The organism is Ursidibacter maritimus (assembly GCF_009761395.1).
GTDB classification, from domain to species: Bacteria; Pseudomonadota; Gammaproteobacteria; order Enterobacterales; family Pasteurellaceae; genus Ursidibacter; species Ursidibacter maritimus.
In genome coordinates, this window is sequence record NZ_LEKN01000034.1 from 87,094 (window position 1) to 108,785 (window position 21,692).

19 protein-coding genes and 2 pseudogenes are annotated in these 21,692 nt (G+C 36.7%); 13 read left to right on the plus strand and 8 right to left on the minus strand.

Translation table 11 applies throughout. The annotated features are described in order from the left end of the window. Window positions 1-29: 29 nt before the first annotated feature. Window positions 30-1,433, minus strand: a complete 1,404-nt coding sequence (asnS, locus tag A1D26_RS06280) for an asparagine--tRNA ligase (RefSeq protein WP_157403205.1) — start codon at window positions 1,431-1,433, stop codon at window positions 30-32. Window positions 1,434-1,587: 154 nt separating this feature from the next. On the opposite strand from asnS, the gene ppx reads away from it, so the two are divergent. Further along, window positions 1,588-3,093: an exopolyphosphatase gene (ppx, locus tag A1D26_RS06285; RefSeq protein WP_157403206.1), complete on the plus strand. Its 1,506-nt coding sequence runs from the start codon at window positions 1,588-1,590 to the stop codon at window positions 3,091-3,093. Here ppx and A1D26_RS06290 read toward each other — a convergent pair. Beyond that, window positions 3,079-3,288, minus strand: a complete 210-nt coding sequence (locus tag A1D26_RS06290) for a hypothetical protein (RefSeq protein ID WP_198303113.1) — start codon at window positions 3,286-3,288, stop codon at window positions 3,079-3,081. The genes ppx and A1D26_RS06290 overlap by 15 nt on opposite strands. A gap of 73 nt (window positions 3,289-3,361) precedes the next feature. Here A1D26_RS06290 and nanQ point away from each other — a divergent pair, with 73 nt between their 5' ends. From nanQ to metF, 4 genes are all read left to right on the plus strand, one after another. After that, a complete protein-coding gene (nanQ, locus tag A1D26_RS06295) occupies window positions 3,362-3,826 on the plus strand; it encodes an N-acetylneuraminate anomerase (RefSeq protein WP_157403208.1) in 465 nt (154 codons plus the stop codon). Between the two features lie 8 nt (window positions 3,827-3,834). Next, a complete protein-coding gene (locus A1D26_RS06300) occupies window positions 3,835-4,701 on the plus strand; it encodes a MurR/RpiR family transcriptional regulator (protein WP_157403209.1) in 867 nt (288 codons plus the stop codon). A 94-nt stretch (window positions 4,702-4,795) separates the two neighbouring features. Beyond that, entirely contained in the window at window positions 4,796-5,677 is an 882-nt protein-coding gene (gene nanA, locus A1D26_RS06305) for an N-acetylneuraminate lyase (RefSeq protein WP_157403210.1), read from the plus strand. Between the two features lie 233 nt (window positions 5,678-5,910). Continuing rightward, a complete protein-coding gene (gene metF / locus A1D26_RS06310; RefSeq protein ID WP_157403211.1) occupies window positions 5,911-6,792 on the plus strand; it encodes a methylenetetrahydrofolate reductase in 882 nt (293 codons plus the stop codon). Between the two features lie 61 nt (window positions 6,793-6,853). On the opposite strand, the pseudogene dld reads toward metF, so the two are convergent. The 6 genes and pseudogenes from dld to mazG form a co-directional block, all read right to left on the minus strand. Then, window positions 6,854-7,998, minus strand: a pseudogene (gene dld / locus A1D26_RS06315) (D-lactate dehydrogenase); the annotation flags it as partial. A gap of 24 nt (window positions 7,999-8,022) precedes the next feature. Beyond that, window positions 8,023-8,196 (minus strand): annotated as a pseudogene (locus A1D26_RS09765) (IS1595 family transposase); the annotation flags it as partial. Next, window positions 8,127-8,282, minus strand: a complete 156-nt coding sequence (locus A1D26_RS09770; RefSeq protein WP_232516812.1) for a hypothetical protein — start codon at window positions 8,280-8,282, stop codon at window positions 8,127-8,129. The pseudogene A1D26_RS09765 and the gene A1D26_RS09770, both read right to left, overlap by 70 nt. Window positions 8,283-8,439: 157 nt before the next feature. After that, window positions 8,440-9,828, minus strand: coding sequence for an envelope stress sensor histidine kinase CpxA (cpxA, locus tag A1D26_RS06325; protein ID WP_157403385.1), 1,389 nt, complete (start codon window positions 9,826-9,828; stop codon window positions 8,440-8,442). A gap of 56 nt (window positions 9,829-9,884) precedes the next feature. Then, window positions 9,885-10,598, minus strand: coding sequence for a response regulator (locus tag A1D26_RS06330; protein ID WP_157403212.1), 714 nt, complete (start codon window positions 10,596-10,598; stop codon window positions 9,885-9,887). 99 nt (window positions 10,599-10,697) lie between these two features. Next, the gene (gene mazG / locus A1D26_RS06335) at window positions 10,698-11,480 is read right to left on the minus strand and encodes a nucleoside triphosphate pyrophosphohydrolase (RefSeq protein WP_157403213.1); all 783 of its coding nucleotides are present in this window, start codon (window positions 11,478-11,480) and stop codon (window positions 10,698-10,700) included. A 74-nt stretch (window positions 11,481-11,554) separates the two neighbouring features. On the opposite strand from mazG, the gene pepP reads away from it, so the two are divergent. The 8 genes from pepP to A1D26_RS06375 all read left to right on the plus strand — a co-directional run bounded on the left by pepP (window position 11,555) and on the right by A1D26_RS06375 (window position 21,689). After that, complete coding sequence (pepP, locus tag A1D26_RS06340; protein ID WP_157403214.1) at window positions 11,555-12,874, plus strand: Xaa-Pro aminopeptidase; 1,320 nt, start codon at window positions 11,555-11,557, stop codon at window positions 12,872-12,874. A 124-nt stretch (window positions 12,875-12,998) separates the two neighbouring features. Then, complete coding sequence (serC, locus tag A1D26_RS06345; protein WP_157403215.1) at window positions 12,999-14,081, plus strand: 3-phosphoserine/phosphohydroxythreonine transaminase; 1,083 nt, start codon at window positions 12,999-13,001, stop codon at window positions 14,079-14,081. An 82-nt stretch (window positions 14,082-14,163) separates the two neighbouring features. Further along, window positions 14,164-15,258, plus strand: a complete 1,095-nt coding sequence (gene hisC / locus A1D26_RS06350; protein WP_157403216.1) for a histidinol-phosphate transaminase — start codon at window positions 14,164-14,166, stop codon at window positions 15,256-15,258. An 88-nt stretch (window positions 15,259-15,346) separates the two neighbouring features. After that, on the plus strand, window positions 15,347-16,645 hold the full coding sequence (gene aroA / locus A1D26_RS06355; protein WP_157403217.1) for a 3-phosphoshikimate 1-carboxyvinyltransferase: 1,299 nt from the start codon (window positions 15,347-15,349) through the stop codon (window positions 16,643-16,645). A gap of 164 nt (window positions 16,646-16,809) precedes the next feature. Continuing rightward, window positions 16,810-17,235, plus strand: coding sequence for a universal stress protein UspA (gene uspA / locus A1D26_RS06360; protein ID WP_157403218.1), 426 nt, complete (start codon window positions 16,810-16,812; stop codon window positions 17,233-17,235). A 171-nt stretch (window positions 17,236-17,406) separates the two neighbouring features. Next, window positions 17,407-20,031, plus strand: a complete 2,625-nt coding sequence (gene alaS, locus A1D26_RS06365; RefSeq protein ID WP_157403219.1) for an alanine--tRNA ligase — start codon at window positions 17,407-17,409, stop codon at window positions 20,029-20,031. Window positions 20,032-20,090: 59 nt separating this feature from the next. After that, window positions 20,091-20,282 carry a carbon storage regulator CsrA gene (csrA, locus tag A1D26_RS06370; RefSeq protein ID WP_157403220.1) on the plus strand — a complete coding sequence of 64 codons (192 nt, stop codon included), beginning with the start codon at window positions 20,091-20,093 and terminating at the stop codon, window positions 20,280-20,282. 42 nt (window positions 20,283-20,324) lie between these two features. After that, window positions 20,325-21,689, plus strand: coding sequence for a phosphohexomutase domain-containing protein (locus A1D26_RS06375; RefSeq protein ID WP_157403221.1), 1,365 nt, complete (start codon window positions 20,325-20,327; stop codon window positions 21,687-21,689). The last annotated feature ends 3 nt before the right edge of the window (window positions 21,690-21,692 follow it).

A 21,692-nucleotide genomic window follows, 5' to 3' on the forward strand; every position in this document is an offset into this window, starting at 1 on the left:
ATAATATGACATACTATAAGATCTGCAAATTAGAAATTCGCATTTCTTGGTGCACGAGGGAATGGGATAACTTCACGAATGTTTTGTAAACCTGTTACATAAACAATTAAACGTTCGAAACCTAAACCAAAACCTGAATGTGGAACAGTACCATATTTACGTAAATCACGATACCACCAGTAATCTTCAGGGTTTAAACCCATCTCAACCATACGGCGATCTAACACATCTAAACGTTCTTCACGTTGTGAGCCACCGATGATTTCTCCAATTCCTGGAGCTAATACATCCATTGCTGCAACCGTTTTTCCATCATCATTTAAACGCATATAGAATGCTTTAATATCTTTCGGGTAGTTTTTTACAACCACTGGTGATTTGAAATATTCCTCAGCAAGGTAGCGTTCGTGTTCTGATGATAAATCGATACCCCATTCAACAGGGAATTCAAAATCTTTACCCGATTTGAGCAACACTTCAATAGCATCAGTATAATCAATTTGAGCGAAGTCAGAGTTTACAAATTGTTCCAAGCGGTTAATAACATTGCTATCAACGTGTTTTGCAAAAAAAGCCATATCGTCTTTGCGTTCTGCTAAAACTGCTCGGAAAACATATTTCAACATATCTTCAGCTAATTTAGCGTTATCTGCTAAGTTTGCAAAGGCAATTTCAGGCTCAACCATCCAGAATTCCGCTAAGTGACGAGTTGTATTTGAATTTTCCGCACGGAATGTTGGACCAAAAGTATAAATTTTACTTAAGGCACAAGCGTAGGTTTCACCATTCAATTGACCTGAAACGGTTAAAAATGATTCTTTACCAAAGAAGTCTTGGCTAAAATCAACTTTACCGTTTTCACCACGCGGTAAATTTTCTAAATCTAAGGTTGAAACTCGGAACATTTCACCTGCACCTTCGGTATCCGAGGCAGTAATTAATGGAGTTGCCACCCAGTAAAAACCTTGCTCGTGGAAGAACCGATGAATTGCTTGTGCTAAACAGTGACGAACACGAGCGACTGCGCCGATTAAGTTAGTGCGGGGGCGTAAGTGAGCTACTTCACGTAAATACTCAATCGAGTGGCGTTTTGCTGCCATTGGATAAGTATCAGGATCTTCAACCCAACCAACCACTTCAACTTGGGTTGCTTGAAGTTCAACAGCTTGCCCTTCAGCAGGTGACTCAACAATTTTACCTGTTACGATAACAGAACAGCCTGCTGTAAGACGTAATACTTCATCTTGATAATTTGCGACATCATTATTGATAATTGCTTGAATGGGATCGAAACAAGAACCGTCATATACGGCTAAAAATGACAGACCCGCTTTAGAATCACGACGAGTGCGCACCCAACCACGAACAGAAACTTCTTCTCCTACAGCAATTTTACCAGAGAGAATTTCTGATATTGATGGAAATTTGGACATATTAACCTCAAATAGTTTAAATATAAAAATTATTTTGTTAGAAAAAACTTCTACATTCTACTAGAAATCACTATGAAAGATAAGGAAATTATCCATTCCTGATGAAAAAAATGTTACACTTCATCTTGTTTTATTCGCTCACAAAGGACATCTTATGCAATCTGAATTTCAGCCACCTCGTGAATTTGCAGCCATTGATTTAGGCTCAAACAGTTTTCATATGATTGTCGCTCGTATTGTGAACGGATCTATCCAAATTCTCTCTCGAATTAAACGTCGAGTACGTTTAGCCGATGGATTAGATGAACATCGAGTCCTCAGCCAAGATGCGATAGATCGTGGTGTTGCTTGCTTGGGGTTATTTGCAAAGCGATTAACAGGTTTTTCACCTGAAAATGTTAAAGTGGTCGGAACTTATACCTTACGCAGAGCGGTGAATAATGAAGAATTTTTAGCAAAAGCCAAAGCTGTTTTTCCTTTCCCAATTCATATCATAACGGGTGCTGAAGAAGCAAAATTGATTTACTCAGGTGTCTGCCATACGCAACCAGAAAATGGCAGAAAATTTGTGGTCGATATTGGTGGTGGTTCAACGGAAATGACTATTGGTGATGGTTTTACACCATTACGAGCAGAAAGTCGCCATATGGGTTGTGTGAGTTTTGCTAAACGATTTTTTCCTAATGGTGAATTAACACAAAGTCGTTTTGATACCGCTTATCAATCCGCAATGGAAAAAATTGAAGATCTTGCTTGGGAATATCGAGAGCTTGGTTGGGAACACGTTTTAGGCTCATCGGGTACAATTAAGACTGTGAGTAAGGTGCTCCTAGCAAATCATTACCGTGACGGTGTGATCAATGAAACTCGACTGCAAGAATTGATTGCAATTTGCTTAAAATTTAATAACTTAAAACACATTCAGTTAAAAGGTTTAGTCGAGGAACGAGCCGATATACTTGTACCTGGCTTAGCGATCTTACTCGCTTTATTTCATACTTTCCAAATTCGTTCAATGCGTTATTCCGATGGTGCTTTACGAGAAGGCGTTATGTACGGTTTGGAGAAAAGTTTTCTAGTCGGCGATATTCGTCAGCGAACAGCAGAGGCTTTAGCAGAGCAGTTTAATATCGATCAGCAACAAGCTGAACGAGTCAAACAGACGGCATTACAGCTTTTTGAACAGGTGAAAAGTTGGAAAAATAAGTTTCAGATTAACGAATTGCGATCCATTCTGACTTGGACAAGTATGTTACACGAAGTAGGAATTACGATTAACCATAATAATGTACATCGACATTCAGCCTATATTATCGCTAATAGAGACTTACCTGGGTTTGATAGTGAACAAAAAAATTTACTCACCTTGTTGATGCGTTATCATCTTAAAGGATTTAAAAAGAGCGATATTAGAGGAATAAATCGTTTTCAACACCGAGATATTTTAACTTTATTACGTATATTTCGCTTGGCTGTCTTATTAAATCGCTCTCGACAAGCTACGATAGTTCCCCAGCAATTATTACTGCAAATTCAATCAAACCACTGGCAACTTCAATTTGAGCCTGAATTTTTACGCCAAAATCCACTTGTAGTAGCTGATTTGGAAGATGAACAGAAACTATTAGCTCGTTTGGAATTGCCATTACTTATATTGTAATTGCTGACTATCGTATTTTTCGCCAGACAAAATCAGTGTTTCAAACTGCCACGCTAATAAACTAGCTTTATTAGCGGTGGTTTTGCCTAAATTTTTTGCAAATTGTCTCTTTTTTATAAAATAAAGTGATCTATCTCTCATTTTTTTTCTTTCTCTCTTGTTATTACGGCTAGAAAATTTTAATCTATGGAGCATATCTTCTTTTAATTTTATTTTTATGGAGTAATATAGTCATTGTACATATTATTCCAAAAAGCGTGGAGGCTTTATGCTGTTAGGTGATTTATCTCGTGATGATTATGCAAAATCATTACCCCCTGTTTTTGCTCGTTTATGTGGCAAGCTCAAAACTCTTGATTTAGTGAACTTACCATTAGGTTGGCAAGATCTTGAAGAGGGCGTGCGAATGAATGTAATGGAATTTGAAACCGCTCCAGCAGAAGGGAAAAAAGCAGAGTTACACCGTAAATTTATTGATATTCAGCTATTGATTGCAGGTGAAGAAGCGGTTGAATATAGCTTAAGTTACCCAAATTTAGCACTATATGAAGAGTATCATGATGAACATGACTATCAATTAACAGAACAGCTTGAAAATAAAAATCTATTGATCTTAAAACCAAATATGTTTGCTATTTTCTTGCCAAATGAACCGCATAAACCAGGTATTTCTGTCAATGGTAATCGTTTATTGAAAAAATTAGTCGTGAAAGTGCCCGTGGAGTTGATCTAGGAGGCAAAATGTCATCTCGTGGAAAAATATTAGATACAATCGGAGCGTTGCAGAATAGCTTAACAAAAACAGAAAAGAAAATTGCTAATGCTATTTTGTCGCAACCAGATCTACTAAATCAATGTTCATTATCGGAAGTTGCCACTCAGCTTGATGTTGGTGAAGCGACTTTTATCCGTTTCTGCCGTACATTAGGATTTAAAGGTTATACCGATTTTAAACTAGATTTGGCCATTGAGTTAGCGACACAAGAGAAAGAGAGCAGTGCTCTATTAGATACTGATGTGGCGGAAACTGATACATCTAAGGAAATTGCAGCCAAATTGCAAGTTACGCTAAATAACGTAATTACAGAAACCGTAAATTTATTGAATTTCAATGAATTAGAAAAAGTGGTTGATGTTTTGCGCCGAGCTAAACGTATTTTCTTATTTGGGGTAGGTTCTTCAGGCCTTACTGCAGAAGATGCCAAACATAAACTAATGCGTATCGGTTTACAGACTGATGCGGTCACCAATAACCATTTTATGTATATGCAAGCATCGTTATTGAAAAAAGGCGATGTTGTTATTGGTATTAGTCATTCAGGTAGTTCGGAAGAAACTGCAAAAGCATTACGCATTGCACAACAAAATGAAGCAACCACGGTAGCTCTTACGCATAATCTGCGTTCTCCAATTACCGAAGTTGCAGATTATGTGTTAATCAATGGTAATCGACAAGGGCATATGCAAGGCGATTCTATTGGTACAAAAATGGCTCAATTATTTGTGCTTGATCTTATTTATACCTTGTTAGTTCGAGCTGAACCAAATAAAGCGATTCAGCAGAAACAAAAAACATTAGATGTAATTTTAGAACAACGCATTAAATAGTAAGATTTAATCAAACTCACAAGCGGTGAGATTTGCAAAATTTTTTACAAATCAGATCGCTTACTTAACTTAACTTCCTTAAAGGACAAACAAAATGAAAAACTTAAAAGGTATCTTTAGTGCATTATTAGTATCATTCAATGCAGATGGTACAATCAATGAAAAAGGTTTACGCCAAATTATCCGTCACAACATTGATAAAATGAAAGTCGATGGATTATATGTTGGTGGTTCAACAGGCGAAAACTTTATGCTTTCAACTGAAGAGAAAAAAGAAATCTTCCGTATTGCAAAAGATGAAGCGAAAGACCAAGTGGCATTAATTGCTCAAGTCGGTAGCGTAAACTTAAAAGAAGCGGTTGAATTAGGTAAATATGCAACAGAATTAGGCTATGATAGCTTATCTGCGGTAACACCTTTCTACTATAAATTTAGTTTCCCAGAAATCAAAAACTTCTATGAAACAATTATTCGTGAAACAGGTAGCCCGATGATCGTTTATTCAATCCCATTCTTAACAGGGGTAAACATTGGTGTTGCTCAATTTGCTGAATTATTCCAAAACCCGAAAATTATTGGTGTTAAATTCACAGCAGGCGATTTCTACTTACTTGAGCGTTTACGTAAAGCATTCCCAGAGCATTTAATTTATGCTGGTTTCGATGAAATGATGTTACCAGCAACGGTATTAGGTGTAGATGGTGCAATCGGTTCAACTTTCAACGTAAATGGTGTGCGCGCTCGTCAAATTTTTGAATTAGCTCAACAAGGCAAAATTAAAGAAGCCTTTGAAATCCAAAATGTGACTAACGATTTAATCGAAGGCATTTTAGGTAATGGTTTATATCAAACGATCAAAGGTTTATTAGAAGAAGAAGGCGTTCAAGCTGGATACTGTCGTGAACCAATGACTAAAGAGCTTAATGCAGAGCAAAAAGCTGTAGTTAAACAATTAAAAGCGAAATATCTTTCGTAATTTGACTTGTTAGTTGATAAAGGCTGTTAATAAAAAACAGCCTTTTTCTTTTTATAACAGAAGCGTTTTAATTATGAATTTTATTCATAAAAAAATGAAAATAATGTAATTGACATCATAGATATATCTCATTAAAGTTTAGCCATCTAAACGTCTAGAAAGACGTGCAGTATGCAAACTAAACATCATATAAATAAAACATAACTAATAACATTTGTATTAATGGGGTATTTATGAGTTACGCAAAAGAAATTGATCTCTTAAATCAAAGTGTTGCTGACTTAAACGGCAAAATCAATGTTTCATTCGAATTTTTTCCACCGAAAAATGAGAAAATGGAGACTTTGTTATGGGATTCAATTCATCGCTTAAAGGTACTTAAGCCAAAATTTGTTTCTGTAACTTACGGAGCAAATTCAGGAGAGCGTGATCGTACTCACTCTATTGTAAAAACAATTCAGCAAGAAACAGGGATTATCGCAGCACCACATTTGACAGGAATTGATGCAACCGCTGATGAATTACGCCAAATTGCAAAAGATTATTGGGATAGCGGTATTCGTCATATTGTCGCATTGCGTGGCGATGAACCTGCTGGCTATACGAAAAAACCATTTTATGCGTCAGATTTGGTGGCATTATTAAAAGAGGTAGATGATTTTGATATTTCTGTTGCTGCGTATCCAGAAGTTCACCCTGAAGCTAAATCGGCACAATCTGATTTACTTTACCTAAAACAAAAAATTGATGCAGGCGCAAACCGAGCTATTACACAATTCTTCTTTGATATTGACAGCTACCTACGCTTCCGAGATCGCTGTGCAACAGTGGGAATTGATGTGGAAATTGTACCAGGGATTTTACCTGTCTCTAACTTTAAACAACTTGAAAAGATGTCAAAAATTACTAATGTAAAAATTCCTAGTTGGATGACAAAAATGTATCAAGGTTTAGATGACGACCAAACAACTCGTAATTTGGTTGGAGCGAGTATTGCAATGGATATGGTGAAGATTTTATCAAAAGAGGGGGTAAAAGACTTCCATTTCTACACGTTGAACCGTTCTGAATTAAGTTATGCAATTTGTCATACTTTAGGTGTTCGCCCAGAATAAGCGGTACGATTACAGAAAAGTTTTGCAAAAATGCCTCATTCGAGGCATTTTGAATTTATAGCTATTGCCAATATTTTTTCTTAGAAGTATGTCCAATTCCTGGATTAAAGCTATTTGTAGGGTCTAATGATTTATAGAACTTGCGTAATTCAGGTTTGGCTTCGTAAAGATGTCCAACATTATGTTCTGCAGGATACTGAGCACCACGTTTATCGAGTAAAGCTAACATTTGATGCTCTAATTCAATACAGTCGTTACCTTTTTTCACGATGTAATCCTGATGGAAAACGTGACACATAAAATGTCCATAATAAAGTTTATGACTGATTTTATCATCGATTTCTGGCGGTAATACTTCAAGCCAGTCTCTATCGTTACGGCGTAATGCAACATCTAAAGCAACAATGTCTTCAACTTCCTTCTCATTTACCGCACGATAACGAACAGCTGCAGAAGCAACCGCAAAGCGATGCAACATTGCAGCTTGACTTTCTACCGCATTACATTCAAAGAAAGCACCCTTACTTTTATCTACAAAGTAGCTGCTAAGAAATTCTCTTGCTTCTTTTACGCCAATTCCCCCCATTTTCAAAATTAAATGGTGTTCATATTGATCGCGATATTGACGAAGTTTTTCGGGTAAATGTTGTGGCAGTATTTTTGAAATGAATTGCAATGTTTTATCACTCAAGTGATGAGGTAAAAAACTAAAATTTTTCGCCAATCGATCTACTTTTGATTTCAAAGCAAATAACTGAGGTAAACGATGAGTACCTAATTTTTTGATTACCCAGAAAGTATCTTTACCGTACTTAGCAGCAATATCAAAGGCATCTCGATGAATGTATTCACCAGAAATAGGCAACTGTTGGAAATTCGCTAACATATGACGGCGAATATCATTTAAGGATTCAGTTTGGTTTGTGCCGATGTAAAATACAGCAGTTTCTTTCTCAAGAGGGAACGTATCTAAGCGTACTGCAAAAATCGCTAATTTACCTGCACAGCCAGAAGCCTCATAATGGCGAGCAGGATCGGCATTAAATCGAGCAGGGGAGTCTTCATCTACTTGACGGACGTGATGCAATAAGCGTGATCGTGTCCTTTACCACAATTTTGTTGAATATCTTTACGTTGATAACGATTTTCTTGTAGATCCTGTAGAATTTCCTCAGGTGTTTCACCTAAATCAATGCCTAGATGATTTTAAGGGGCTGCAGTAGATTAACCCTAAATTTCACACCATTTTCGCAAGATTTTAAGCTGCATTTTAGGTGTTCCAACATTAAACCGAAATTCACATTCCTTCAAGAATAAAGGAAAGTTTTTTCGGTTTATGCCATTATATTTTCGAAGTACTCGCTTGGTTTGACTCCCCAAATTTTCAATCCCGTTAATGTGATTTTATCGCTCTGTAAATATCTCAGAATAAAAAAAATCGCTGAGTTAGGTTGAATACCAAGAATATCAGCAGCTGAACAAGCGGTCATAGTACAAAAAACTCAAGCAGTCTTTTTTGTATGGATTTCTTTAATTTACAATGAGTTATCTTCATTTTCATAGATTAACATACTTGCTAATCTACTTCAGCCCTTTAAGTTTTTTAAGTCACTTTTTTAACATTTAGGTGTATTAAACAACATCAATTTATTCCAACCACAATGGTAGTTGAATTTTTATTCTTAAGCCACCTAAAGGGCTTTTTTCTGCACCAACAATACCTTTGTGTTGTTGGATAGCGTTATACACAATGGCTAATCCAAGCCCAGTTCCCCCAGTTTGTCTGGCTCTATCTTCTGCTACTCGATAGAATGGTCTGAAAATTTCTTCATATTGATCATCAGGTACACCAGTTCCATCATCATCAATAATAATAACCAAATCATTTTTTTCGATATAAATAATCACTTTTATACAGCTTGTCGCATATTTTTTGGCATTACGCACGACATTTTCCACCGCACTAGATAAGGTTGCAACATTTCCGTTGATATAAAATCGTTCAGGGTGTAGAACTCTTAAACTGACTAAAAAATCTAGATTATGTTGTTCTAATTCAAACTTAGCATCAGCAAAAATATCTTCCCAAATTTTATTGATAGGGAAGATTTCACGACGTAGATGTAAATTAACCTGTTGACGAGAAAGAGATAACAAATCGTGAATCATTGTATCTAATTTTTGTATTTCATTTTCAATACGGGTTAATTCGTTAGATTCACCATTACGGCGACGAATAAGAGAAACAGCTAGCTGCATACGAGTTAAAGGGGTTTTTAATTCGTGGGAAATATCTGATAGTAGTCTTTGTTGGTAGCTAGTTAATTTTTGTAAGGATAAAATCATGCGGTTGAAACTCTTACCAACTTGTCTTAATTCACTAATGCCTTCAGTTTCAAGTTTTTCATCAATTGTCAAATTCCCTGTGGCAACGGCATCTGCGGAAAGTCGTAATGCTTTAACTGGCTTAGCTATACGTAAAGAAAGCCCTATGAGTAGAGGGGTAAAAATTGCAAATAAAATGAGTAGAATGAGAATTGGTGAGTCAAAAATTGCATTGAATACTTCCATTTGTGGATCAACTTGATCAATAAAGTACTGGTAATAGTTTTGGCTACCAGTACTGACTAAAAATGGACCATGAATCTCAATGATACCAAAACGTCTTTGTAGCGGCTCTAAAGGGTTGTTTGCTCTAAATATAAACGCTCTTAATGCATTTAAATGTTTTTTATCAACACCTACTACGGTATTCGTATCTTGATCAAACAGAATAACGTTGAAACCATGTAAGGTAGTAACTTTTAGATTTCTATTAAAGATTTCATCTAAATTATATTCTAATTGAGTATTTTGGCTTTCTTGGTTAAAAAAATGTAATTCTTTATCTTCAATAGGATTGAAAATACGAGCATCAAATTTAGGTAATGCTAGAGCAAGGCTGAGTACTAATACAATCATTAAAGCAAAATAAGCAAAAATTTGATATGCCAAATAATTACGTAATGCTTTAAATTTATTCCACAAATACACCATAGAGAATTTCCAAATGAGTAAAACAAAAATCCCCCTATTTATTGGGGGATTATCCATTATTTTTCAGTGACTAGCAGATAGCCTCGACCTCGTAAGGTTTTAAACCAAGGTAAGTTATCATTACGTTCAGGTAATTTTTTACGCAGATTAGAAATATGCATATCAATAGCCCTATCGTAAGGCGTTAAGCGTTTTCCTAAAATTTCAATACTTAATAATTCACGAGAGAGAATTTGCCCTGGGTTACGCATCAAAATTTGTAGTAGTGCGAATTCTGTACCAGTTAGATCTAAATCTTGCCCTTCGAAGATGGCTTGCTGACGTCCAGGATGTAATTCAACACCTCCGAATTGCAGTAATTTACGCTCATCTTCGCTCTCACTTGGTAAATCCATAGTCTCTTTTGTCGCATTTGTTCTGCGTAAAATAGCTTTAATACGAGCGACCAGCTCACGATCATTAAATGGCTTTGGCAAATAATCATCGGCACCTAATTCTAAGCCTAATACTCGGTCGATTTCATCATCTCTGGCACTTAACATCAACACCGGCAAATTGTACTTTTGACGAACTTGCTTTAAAGTTTCAATACCATTGAGTATAGGCATCATTACATCAAGTAACATTAAATCATACTGCTGTAATTCGAGCTGTTGTAGTGCATCTTGACCATTGTGCACCACTTGCGTATCAAAGCCCTCTAATGACAATAATTCAGCGAGAAGCTCTGTTAATTCAATATCATCATCAACAAGTAAAATTTTAGGCATAGACGGTTTCCCATTTTAATTATAAAAATTCATTACGCTATTTTAGCATTTCTTGACATTTTAGCCATTAAAGTTACTACTTTAAACAAATTTGTCAATTTATTCCATTGTTTTTATTTGATGCCAAATTAAATCTAGCTCAACGAGAGAACATTCCTCAAGGCTTTTCCCTTCTTCTTTGACTCTCTTTTCAACGAGTTTAAAACGATTTTCAAACTTTACATTAGCATTTCGCAAACACGTTTCAGCATCAATATTATGGTGACGACAAAGGTTTACGCTGGCAAAGAGTAAATCGCCCAATTCTTCTGCGAGTTTTTCTGGCTCAACTGGAGTAGCATATAATTCTTCACGCACCTCTTCTAATTCTTCTTCCACTTTTGCTAAGACATCTTGTGGATTATCCCAATCAAAACCCACTTTGGCACAACGTTTTTGTAGTTTGGTCGCACGAGTTAAAGCAGGTAAAGCAAAAGGTAAATCATCCAAAATAGATTGTTGCTGTTTAGCTGCTTTTTCTTTAGCTTTTTGAGCTTCCCAATTTTGTAAGGCTTCCTCACTACTGCTGGCTGATTTATCCCCAAAAACGTGAGGGTGGCGATAAATCAGTTTTTCGTGAATGTCGTTTAGTACATCTTGAAAGGTAAAAGTGCCTTCTTCCTTGGCTAACTGACTGAAAAAGACCACTTGAAGTAATAAATCGCCTAATTCTTCACGTAAAGCGGTATGATCTTTGGTATGTATTGCTTCTGCTACCTCGTAGGTTTCTTCCAGTAAACAAGGAATCATTGAATCAAAAGTTTGTTTAATATCCCAAGGGCAACCAGTTTGCGGATCTCGTAGTTTTTCTACCACCTCTAAAAATTGTTGAATATTTACCATTTTATTCTCCCAAAACACGCATGCTTTTATGTTACAATCTTTACATTTTAAAACATAATGCCTAAGGATTCACTATGGATTTAGCCTATCTTCAAAAAATGCCACAAGCAGAATTTACCCAGCGTCGTCAGCGAGTGTTTGAACAAATGCAAGATAATTCTGCATTGATTGTCTTTACCGAAACCGAAAAACGTCGTAATAGCGATTGCGATTATTTATTCCGTCCAGATAGTTATTTTTGGTATCTGACAGGCTTTATTGAGCCAAAATCTGCGTTATTGTTAGTGAAAAAAGCAGGGCAGTGTGAAAGCACCATTTTTTTGCGTAAAAAAGATCCTTTAATGGAAACCTGGAATGGTCGCCGTTTAGGTGTAGAGCTTGCGCCTAGCACTTTAGAAGTAAATGAAGCTTGTGATATAGAAGAAATTCAGAGCGTATTGGCAAAAAAAATGGCAAATCTTACCGCTTGCTACTATGCTCGTGGTGTTCAAGAATGGGGCGATAGTATTGTATTTGCCAGTTTAGATGCTATCAAAGCTAAACGCCAAAAATACCCAACTACCTTAATTGATTGGCAACCGATGCTATCGGAAATGCGTCTATTCAAATCAGAAAATGAGCTCGCTTTATTACAACAGGCTTGCCATATTTCTGCACTAGCTCACGTTCGAGCAATGAAACAAACTCGCCCAAATCGATATGAGATGGAAATAGAAGGCGAAATTCAATACGAATTTTCACGTTTTGGGGCACGTTTTGCCTCTTATAATCAAATTGTTGCTGGAGGAGATAATGCTTGTATTCTCCACTACAACGAAAATGATCAAGTACTTCAAGATGGTGATTTATTACTTATCGATTCGGGTGCGGAATTTGCAATGTATGCAGGGGATATTACTCGTACTTTCCCTATTAACGGAAAGTTTAGTCAAGCTCAACGTGAAGTGTATGAAATTGTTTTAGAAGCAATGAAAGAAGCTGCAAAATTGCTTGTGCCAAAAGGTTCTATTCATCAAGCTAATGAGAAAGTTGTTCGTGTAATGACCGAAGGAATGGTTCGTTTAGGGATATTGAAAGGCGATGTCGATAAACTACTCGAAGAAAAAGCGTATAAAGCCTACTATATGCATGGTTTAGGACATTGGCTTGGGTTAGATGTTCATGATGTTGGTGACTATGGTAATGAAAGAGATCGTCCTCTTGATGTTGGAATGGTACTGACTCTTGAACCTGGGCTATATATTCCTAAAAGTGCAGATGTACCAGAGCAGTACAAAGGCATCGGTATTCGCATTGAAGATAACCTACTTATTACCGAATATGGCAATAAAAATCTGACAAGTGCTGTGCCAAAAGAGATTGATGAGATTGAAGCCCTAATGGCAAGTAATTAACCTATTCAATAGATAGAAATAAAGCGGTAGGAATGAGCGAAAATTTTTCAAAAATCCCACAATAACGAACTATTTTACGCTATGATTTCTGCCTTTATGATTTTTAGCAACAGGAACAAACATAATGACACAAGTATTTAATTTTAGTGCAGGCCCTGCAATGATGCCTAAAGCGGTTTTAGAACAAGCTCAAGCTGAGTTACTTAACTGGCAAGAACAACAAACTTCAGTAATGGAAGTCAGTCATCGTGGTAAATTGTTTATAGAACTGATTACGCAAGCGGATAAAGATTTTCGTGAGTTATATAACATTCCAGAAAACTACAAAATTTTATTCTTGCAAGGTGGAGCAAGAGGCCAATTCGCCGCTATTCCAATGAATTTAATTGGTGAAAAAGGTAAAGCACTTTATTTAACGAGTGGTCATTGGTCTGCGACTGCGGCGAAAGAAGCGCGTCTATTTTGTGAAATTGATGAAATCAACATTTTAGAACAAAGCGACACACTCAAAGTGGCAAATTTAGATTTCAGCAACGTTGCAGAACAATATGATTATGTTCACTATTGTCCAAATGAAACAATTAGCGGCGTAGAAATTTTTGACGTACCGAATGTTGGAAATAGCGTGTTAGTTGCAGATATGTCATCAAACATTCTTTCTCGTGAAATTGACATTAGCAAATTTGGTATTATCTACGCAGGTGCCCAGAAAAATTTAGGTCCAGCAGGGATTACTATTGTGATTGTTCGAGAAGATTTAATCGGTAAAGCTCGCAAATCAACCCCAAGTATTTGGAACTATGAAGTGCAAGCAAAAAGCGATTCGATGATCAACACTCCACCTACATTTGCATGGTACTTATGTTCTTTAGTGTTTAAACATCTCCTGAAAGAAGGGGGAGTTAAAGCTGTTGAGCAACGTAACCAAGCGAAAGCTAAGTTACTCTATGATTATTTAGATCAAAGCGAGTTTTATCGTAATACTGTTGCAATCGAAAACCGTTCATTGATGAATATTACCTTTACCACAGGGAATGATGAACTCAATGCAAAATTTGTTAAAGATGCAACCGCTAATGGTTTACAAGCTTTAAAAGGACACAAAGTATTAGGTGGAATGCGTGCCTCAATTTATAACGCAATGCCAATTGAAGGTGTTCAAGCGTTAATTGCATTTATGCAAAAATTTGCTGAAGAAAATAAATAATAATTAAGATAAGCGGTAGGATAGGGGAGATATTTTGCAAAATATCCTATCAATCCTACCGCTTTTATATTAAGGACCTTGTATGCAATTTATCAACATCGCCAATGAAGGCGTTAAAAATTTATCTCCATATCAAGCTGGAAAACCGATTGAAGAACTAGAGCGTGAACTCGGTATTTCTAACATTATTAAATTAGCATCAAACGAAAATCCATTTGGTTTCCCAGAAAGTGCAAAGCAAGCAATTCAAGCACAATTAGCAGATTTAACTCGTTATCCTGATGCAAACGGCTATTATCTTAAAGATGTCATTGCAAAAAAATTTGGTGTTGAACTAAATCAAATTACCTTGGGCAATGGGTCAAACGACTTATTAGAGTTAATTGCACATACCTTTGCGACAGAGCAAGATGAAATTATCTTTTCACAATATGCGTTTATTGTTTATCCGTTAGTGGCTCAAGCGATCAATGCAAGATCAGTTGTAATCCCAGCTAAAAATTATGGACACGATTTAGATGCCTTTGTTGCGGTTATTACGCCTAAAACAAAATTGATTTATGTGGCAAATCCGAATAATCCTACGGGGACATTTTTAACGCATCAACAAATTGCTGAATTTTTAGCAAAAGTACCTGAAAATGTGATTGTTGTCCTTGATGAAGCCTACACAGAATTTACGCACCCAGATGAGCGGGTAGATTCGTTCAAACTTTTACAACAACATTCCAATTTGGTAATTTGTCGCACGTTATCTAAGGCTTATGGTTTAGCAGGGTTACGCATTGGTTATGCAGTCTCAAATAATGAAATTGCTGACTTATTCAATCGTGTTCGCCAACCGTTTAACTGTAATAGTTTAGCGTTGGCAGCAGCGATTGCGGTAATGCAAGATGATGCGTTTGTGGCACAAGTGGCGGAGAATAACCGCATTGAAATGGCTCGCTATGAACAATTTTTCGAGAAAAATGGTTTGGAATATATTCGTTCTAAAGGTAATTTTATTACCGTTGATCTGAAACAACCAGCAGCCCCTATTTACGAGAAATTACTTCATCAAGGTGTCATCGTACGCCCTATTGCTGGGTACGGAATGCCAAACCATTTACGTATTAGTATTGGTTTACCTGAAGAGAATGATCGTTTCTTTGATGCTCTTCTCAAGGTATTAAACTAATGAGCAAGCGGTAAGATTGCCACTATTTTTTGCAAAATATTGTACTCATCTTACCGCTTCCTACATCAATTTATCACTCGGAATTTCTATGCAAACATTAACATTAAACCCAATTAGTCAGGTGCAAGGCGAAATTAATTTGCCAGGTTCAAAAAGTTTATCTAATCGAGCCTTATTATTGGCAGCTCTTGCTGAAGGCACGACAAAAGTCACTAATTTATTAGATAGTGATGATATTCGTCATATGCTCAATGCATTAAAGCAACTTGGTGTAAATTACCAACTTTCAGATGATAAAACTATTTGTGAAGTAACCGGAGTTGGTGAGGCATTTGAGTGGCAAAATGGGTTAGCGTTATTTTTAGGTAATGCGGGCACAGCAATGCGTCCATTAACTGCAGCACTTTGTTTAAAAGGAAAAAATGAAAGTGAAGTGATTTTAACGGGCGAACCAAGAATGAAAGAACGTCCAATTTTGCACCTAGTTGATGCGTTACGTCAGCTTGGGGCGAATATCACTTACTTAGAAAATGAAGGATATCCACCGATCGCTATTCGTAATACGGGGTTACAAGGCAATTACGTTAAAATTGATGGTTCAATTTCATCGCAATTTTTAACAGCATTGCTAATGGCAGCACCTTTAGCTGAAAATGATATGACGATTGAGATTATTGGTGATCTGGTTTCAAAACCTTATATTGATATTACTTTAGCGATGATGCGTGATTTTGGCGTGACAGTGTCTCATCAAAACTATCAATTATTTTCGGTCAAAGGTCAGCAAAAATATCATTCCCCACAGCAATATTTAGTGGAAGGCGATGCATCTTCAGCATCTTATTTTTTAGCTGCTGGAGCGATTAAGGGTAAGGTAAAAGTAACAGGAATTGGTAAAAATTCTATTCAAGGTGACCGCTTATTTGCTGATGTGCTTGAAAAAATGGGGGCCAAAATTACTTGGGGTGATGATTTTATTCAAGCTGAACAAGGTGAACTAAATGGCATGGATATGGATATGAACCATATTCCCGATGCTGCAATGACAATTGCCACAACAGCTTTATTTGCTCAAGGTGAAACGGTTATTCGTAATATTTATAACTGGCGTGTTAAAGAAACCGATAGACTAACAGCAATGGCAACAGAACTACGCAAAGTTGGAGCAGAAGTGGAAGAAGGCGAAGATTTTATTCGCATTCAGCCTCTTACATTAGCGGATTTTAAACACGCAAACATTGAAACTTATAATGATCATAGAATGGCAATGTGCTTTGCATTGATTGCATTATCCAATACACCAGTTACCATTTTGGATCCAAAATGTACCGCTAAAACTTTCCCGACTTTCTTTGATGAATTTGAGAAAGTGAGTATTGTTGCTTAGTTTTACTTTTTTCTTTTATTAGGTGGGTTTATGGCCCACCACTATCTGATCTTTTCAAATTTTTCTAAACGATTTGTCAAATTTGCGATCTGCTTCAAATTTTAAACCATAAGAGTATGGTAGTATTCGAGACAATTAAATTGTCATACAGCAAGGAGCTTATTATGTACAAACATATTTTGGTTGCCGTTGATCTTTCAGAAGAAAGTCTTGTCTTGTTACGCAAGGGAGCAAAACTTGCAGAAAAATGTGAGGCGAAACTATCGCTCATTCATGTGGATGTCAATTTTTCAGATCTCTATACTGGTTTAATTGACATCAATATGTCGTCAGTTCAAGATTCTGTATCTGAAGAAACCACTAAAGCTCTAGAAGAGTTGGCACATAAAGTGGAATATCCTGTGACAGAATGTTTAAATGGTAGCGGTGATTTCAGTCAGGTTTTGGAAGATGCGGTAGAGAAATACAATGTTGATTTACTCATTACAGGTCATCACCAAGATTTCTGGAGTAAATTTATGTCCTCAACTCGTCAGGTGATGAATAATGTATCGGTAGATATGTTAGTTGTGCCATTGACTAATGAATAGTAAATAAATCGCAAAAATTGACCGCTTGTAAGGGATGCAAGCGGTGAGTTTCTATAAATTTTTTACTTCTTTATGGATAAGAGAGTACAGTGTCTAAAAAAATGTGTAGAATAGACAGGTTACTGTTTAAATACAGGTTTTACACAATTTTTTATATATTAGAGTATTGAAATGAAAACAACTTCAGAGATTAGACAATCCTTTTTAGAATTCTTCCAAAGTAAAGGACATACTATTGTACCAAGCAGCTCGCTTGTTCCCGAAAATGATCCAACATTATTATTCACCAATGCTGGAATGAACCAGTTTAAAGATGTATTTCTAGGCTTGGATAAACGTAGTTACAGCCGAGCAACTAGCTCGCAACGTTGTGTACGAGCAGGTGGTAAACATAACGATTTAGAAAATGTAGGCTATACCGCTCGTCACCATACATTCTTTGAAATGTTGGGTAACTTTAGTTTTGGTGATTACTTCAAAAATGATGCAATTGCGTTTGCGTGGGAATATTTAACTTCACCAAAATGGTTGGGTTTACCGAAAGAAAAATTATGGGTAACCGTTTACGAAACTGATGATGAAGCCTACGATATTTGGAACAAAGCAGTCGGTGTTCCAGCAGAACGTATTGTTCGTATTGGCGATAACAAAGGTGCACCTTATGCATCGGATAATTTCTGGCAGATGGGCGATACGGGTCCTTGTGGGCCTTGTACTGAGATCTTCTACGATCATGGTGATCACATTTGGGGTGGGCCACCAGGGTCACCTGAAGAAGATGGCGATCGCTATATCGAAATTTGGAACGTGGTATTTATGCAATTTAACCGTCAAGCTGATGGCACGATGGAAAAATTACCAAAGCCGTCTGTTGATACAGGTATGGGCTTAGAGCGTATTAGTGCGGTATTGCAACACGTTAATTCAAACTATGAAATTGATATTTTTCAATCGCTCATTAAAGAAATTGCTAGTCTGTTGAATGTTCAAGACTTAAATAATAAATCACTACGTGTTATTGCAGACCATATCCGCTCTTGTGCTTATTTAATCGCTGATGGTGTTATTCCATCAAATGAAGGCCGTGGCTATGTACTTCGTCGTATTATTCGCCGAGCGGTGCGACATGGTAATATTTTAGGTGCAAAATCCGCTTTCTTTTATAAATTAGTACCGACCTTAGCAAAAGCAATGGGGCAAGCAGGTGAGATTATCACTCAAAAACAAGCACATATTGAGAAAGCCTTAAAAGCAGAAGAGGAGCAGTTCGCTCGTACTTTAGAACGTGGTTTAACCTTACTGGAAGATGCTTTAGCCAAGGTTGAAAATAATCAGCTTTCAGGCGAAGTTGCTTTCAAACTTTATGATACCTACGGTTTCCCACTCGATTTAACCGCTGATGTTTGTCGTGAACGTGATATTACTATTGATGAAGCTGGATTTGAAAAAGAAATGAAGGCTCAGCGTGCAAGAGCACAAGCAAGTAGTAATTTTGGTACAGACTATAATAGTGTGATTAAAGTAGATGGCTCAACGATTTTTAAAGGTTATGAGGTTACAGAAACAGAAGCAACAGTTGTTGGCTTATTTAGTAATGGTAAAGCCGTAGAGCGTATTGATTCTGGCGAGAATGCAGTGATTATTCTGGATCAAACTGCATTTTATGGTGAATCAGGTGGACAAGTTGGTGATAGCGGTCTAATTTCATCAGAAATTTGTAATTTTGATGTAAAAGATACTCAAAAATATGGGCAAGTATTCGGACACATTGGTCAATTAACATCAGGTTCATTATCTGTTGGCGACAAAGTTTTAGCACAGGTTGATGCGGTACGTCGTCACGCTATTACCTTGAATCACAGTGCAACACATTTGCTTCATTCGGCATTACGCCAAGTATTAGGTGAGCATGTAGCACAGAAAGGCTCTCTAGTTTCAGAAAATACATTACGTTTTGATTTTTCTCAACCTGAAGCCATTGCGAAATCAGATTTGGAAGAGATTGAACGTATCATTAATCGTAAAATTCGTCAAAATAATACTGTAACCATTCAAATAATGGATTTAGAGGCGGCTAAACAGAAAGGTGCGATGGCCTTATTCGGAGAGAAATACGGTGATCAAGTTCGTGTCGTTGATATGGGTGAATTTTCCATTGAACTTTGTGGAGGCACACACGTTAAGCAAACGGGTGATATTGGTTTATTCAAATTTATCTCTGAAAGTGCTGTGGCGGCAGGAGTTCGTCGTGTAGAAGCGGTAACTGGCGAAAATGCGATCGATTTATTGCACCAACAACAACAGATTTTGAACCAAAGTAGCGAATTGTTAAAAGCAGATAGCCATACTTTAGTAGAAAAAATCCAGCAATTACAAGAGAAGAGTAAGAAAGTTGAAAAAGAACTACAACAACTGAAAGAAAAACTTGCGTCTCAAGCGGGGGGTGAATTAGCCAAACAAGCTAAACAAATCAAAGGTGTAAATGTTTTAGTTCAACAATTAGAAAATGTAGATGCAAAAGCATTAAGAACAATGGTAGATGATTTGAAAAATCAATTAGGTTCAGCTGTAATTACATTTGCAACACATTCTGAAGGTAAAGTGAATTTGATTGTCGGAGTAACTAGCGATCTAACCACAAAAATTAATGCGGGTGAATTAGTTGGTTTAATGGCAAAAGAGGTTGGTGGTAAAGGGGGCGGTAGAGCCGATATGGCTATGGCTGGTGGTAATCAACCTGAGCATATCAATAATGCCTTAACTCTTGCAACAGACTGGATTCAAGCAAAACTTTAATAATAAAAATGCAAGGTAAATGACATTACCTTGCTGATACAAATTAAAAGGAGATAGTTATGCTGATCTTAACGCGTAAAATAGGAGAAAGTTTATTAATTGGTGATGATGTTGAAATCACTGTATTAAGTGTTCGTGGTAGTCAGGTTAAATTAGGTGTGAAAGCACCTAAAGAAATTTCTGTACATCGTGAAGAGATCTATCAGCGAATTAAAGCCCTAGCGGAAGAAACGACTGAAGATACAAAATAAATAGATACAAAAAATCTTATCTTTTCATATAAGGAAATCATTATGGAAAAATTAACTTGCTTTAAAGCCTATGATATTAGAGGACAATTAGGAACTGAACTGAATGTCGATATTGCTTACCGTATTGGTCGAGCATTCGGTCAATTTTTAAAACCAAAAAATATTGTAGTAGGTGGTGATGTTCGTTTAACCAGTAATGAACTCAAAAGTGCTGTCACAAATGGACTATTGGATTCAGGTGTTGATGTCATTGATTTGGGGCAAACAGGTACAGAAGAAGTTTATTTTGCGACTTCATTTTTACAAGCAGATGGGGGCATTGAAGTAACAGCAAGCCATAACCCGATGGATTATAATGGAATGAAGTTAGTTCGTGCGGGGTCTCGTCCTATTAGTGCTGAAAGTGGTTTAGCGGATATTCAACGCCTTGCAGAAGAAAACAATTTCCCAACAGTTACTCAACGTGGTACCTATACACAGAAAAGTGTTTTAGGCGAATATGTAGAACATTTACTCTCTTATATTGATATTAAAAAACTCACACCAAAGACATTAGTTATCAATTCAGGGAATGGTGCTGCAGGTAAAGTTATTGATGCGATTGAATCACAATTCAAAGCAAATAATGTTCCTGTTAAATTTATTAAAGTACACAATAATCCAGATGGCAATTTCCCAAATGGTATTCCTAATCCGATTTTACACGAAAATCGTCAAGATTCTATTGATGCAGTCTTGACGCATAAAGCGGATATGGGGGTTGCTTTTGATGGTGATTTTGACCGCTGTTTCTTATTTGATGAAAAAGCAGGCTTTATTGAAGGATATTATGTGGTGGGTCTACTGTCGCAAGCATTCTTACAAAAAAATCCAGGGGCTAAGATTATTTATGATCCACGCCTAATTTGGAATACGGAAGAGCTTGTTAAAGAAAGTGGTGGTGAAGCCGTAATGTCTAAATCAGGACATTCATTTATCAAAGAGAAAATGCGTGAAGTTGATGCTATTTATGGTGGAGAGATGAGTGCTCATCACTATTTCCGTGATTTCTTCTATTGCGATAGCGGTATGATTCCTTGGTTATTAACCTTAGAATTACTTTGTACCACAGGAAAAACCTTGAGTGAATTAGTGGGAGAACGCCTAGATAAATACCCATCACCTGGTGAAATCAACAGTAAATTAGCTGATGCTAAAGTGGCAATTGAACGTGTATTAAATGCTTATAAAGAAAATGCAAAATCAGTCGAGACATTAGATGGGATTAGTGTAGAATTTGAAGACTGGCGTTTTAACTTAAGAAGTTCAAATACTGAGCCTGTTGTTCGCTTAAACCTTGAAACAAAAGGTGATAAAGTATTAATGCAACAAAAAACCGATGAAGTATTAGCCTTACTTCGTCAATAATTG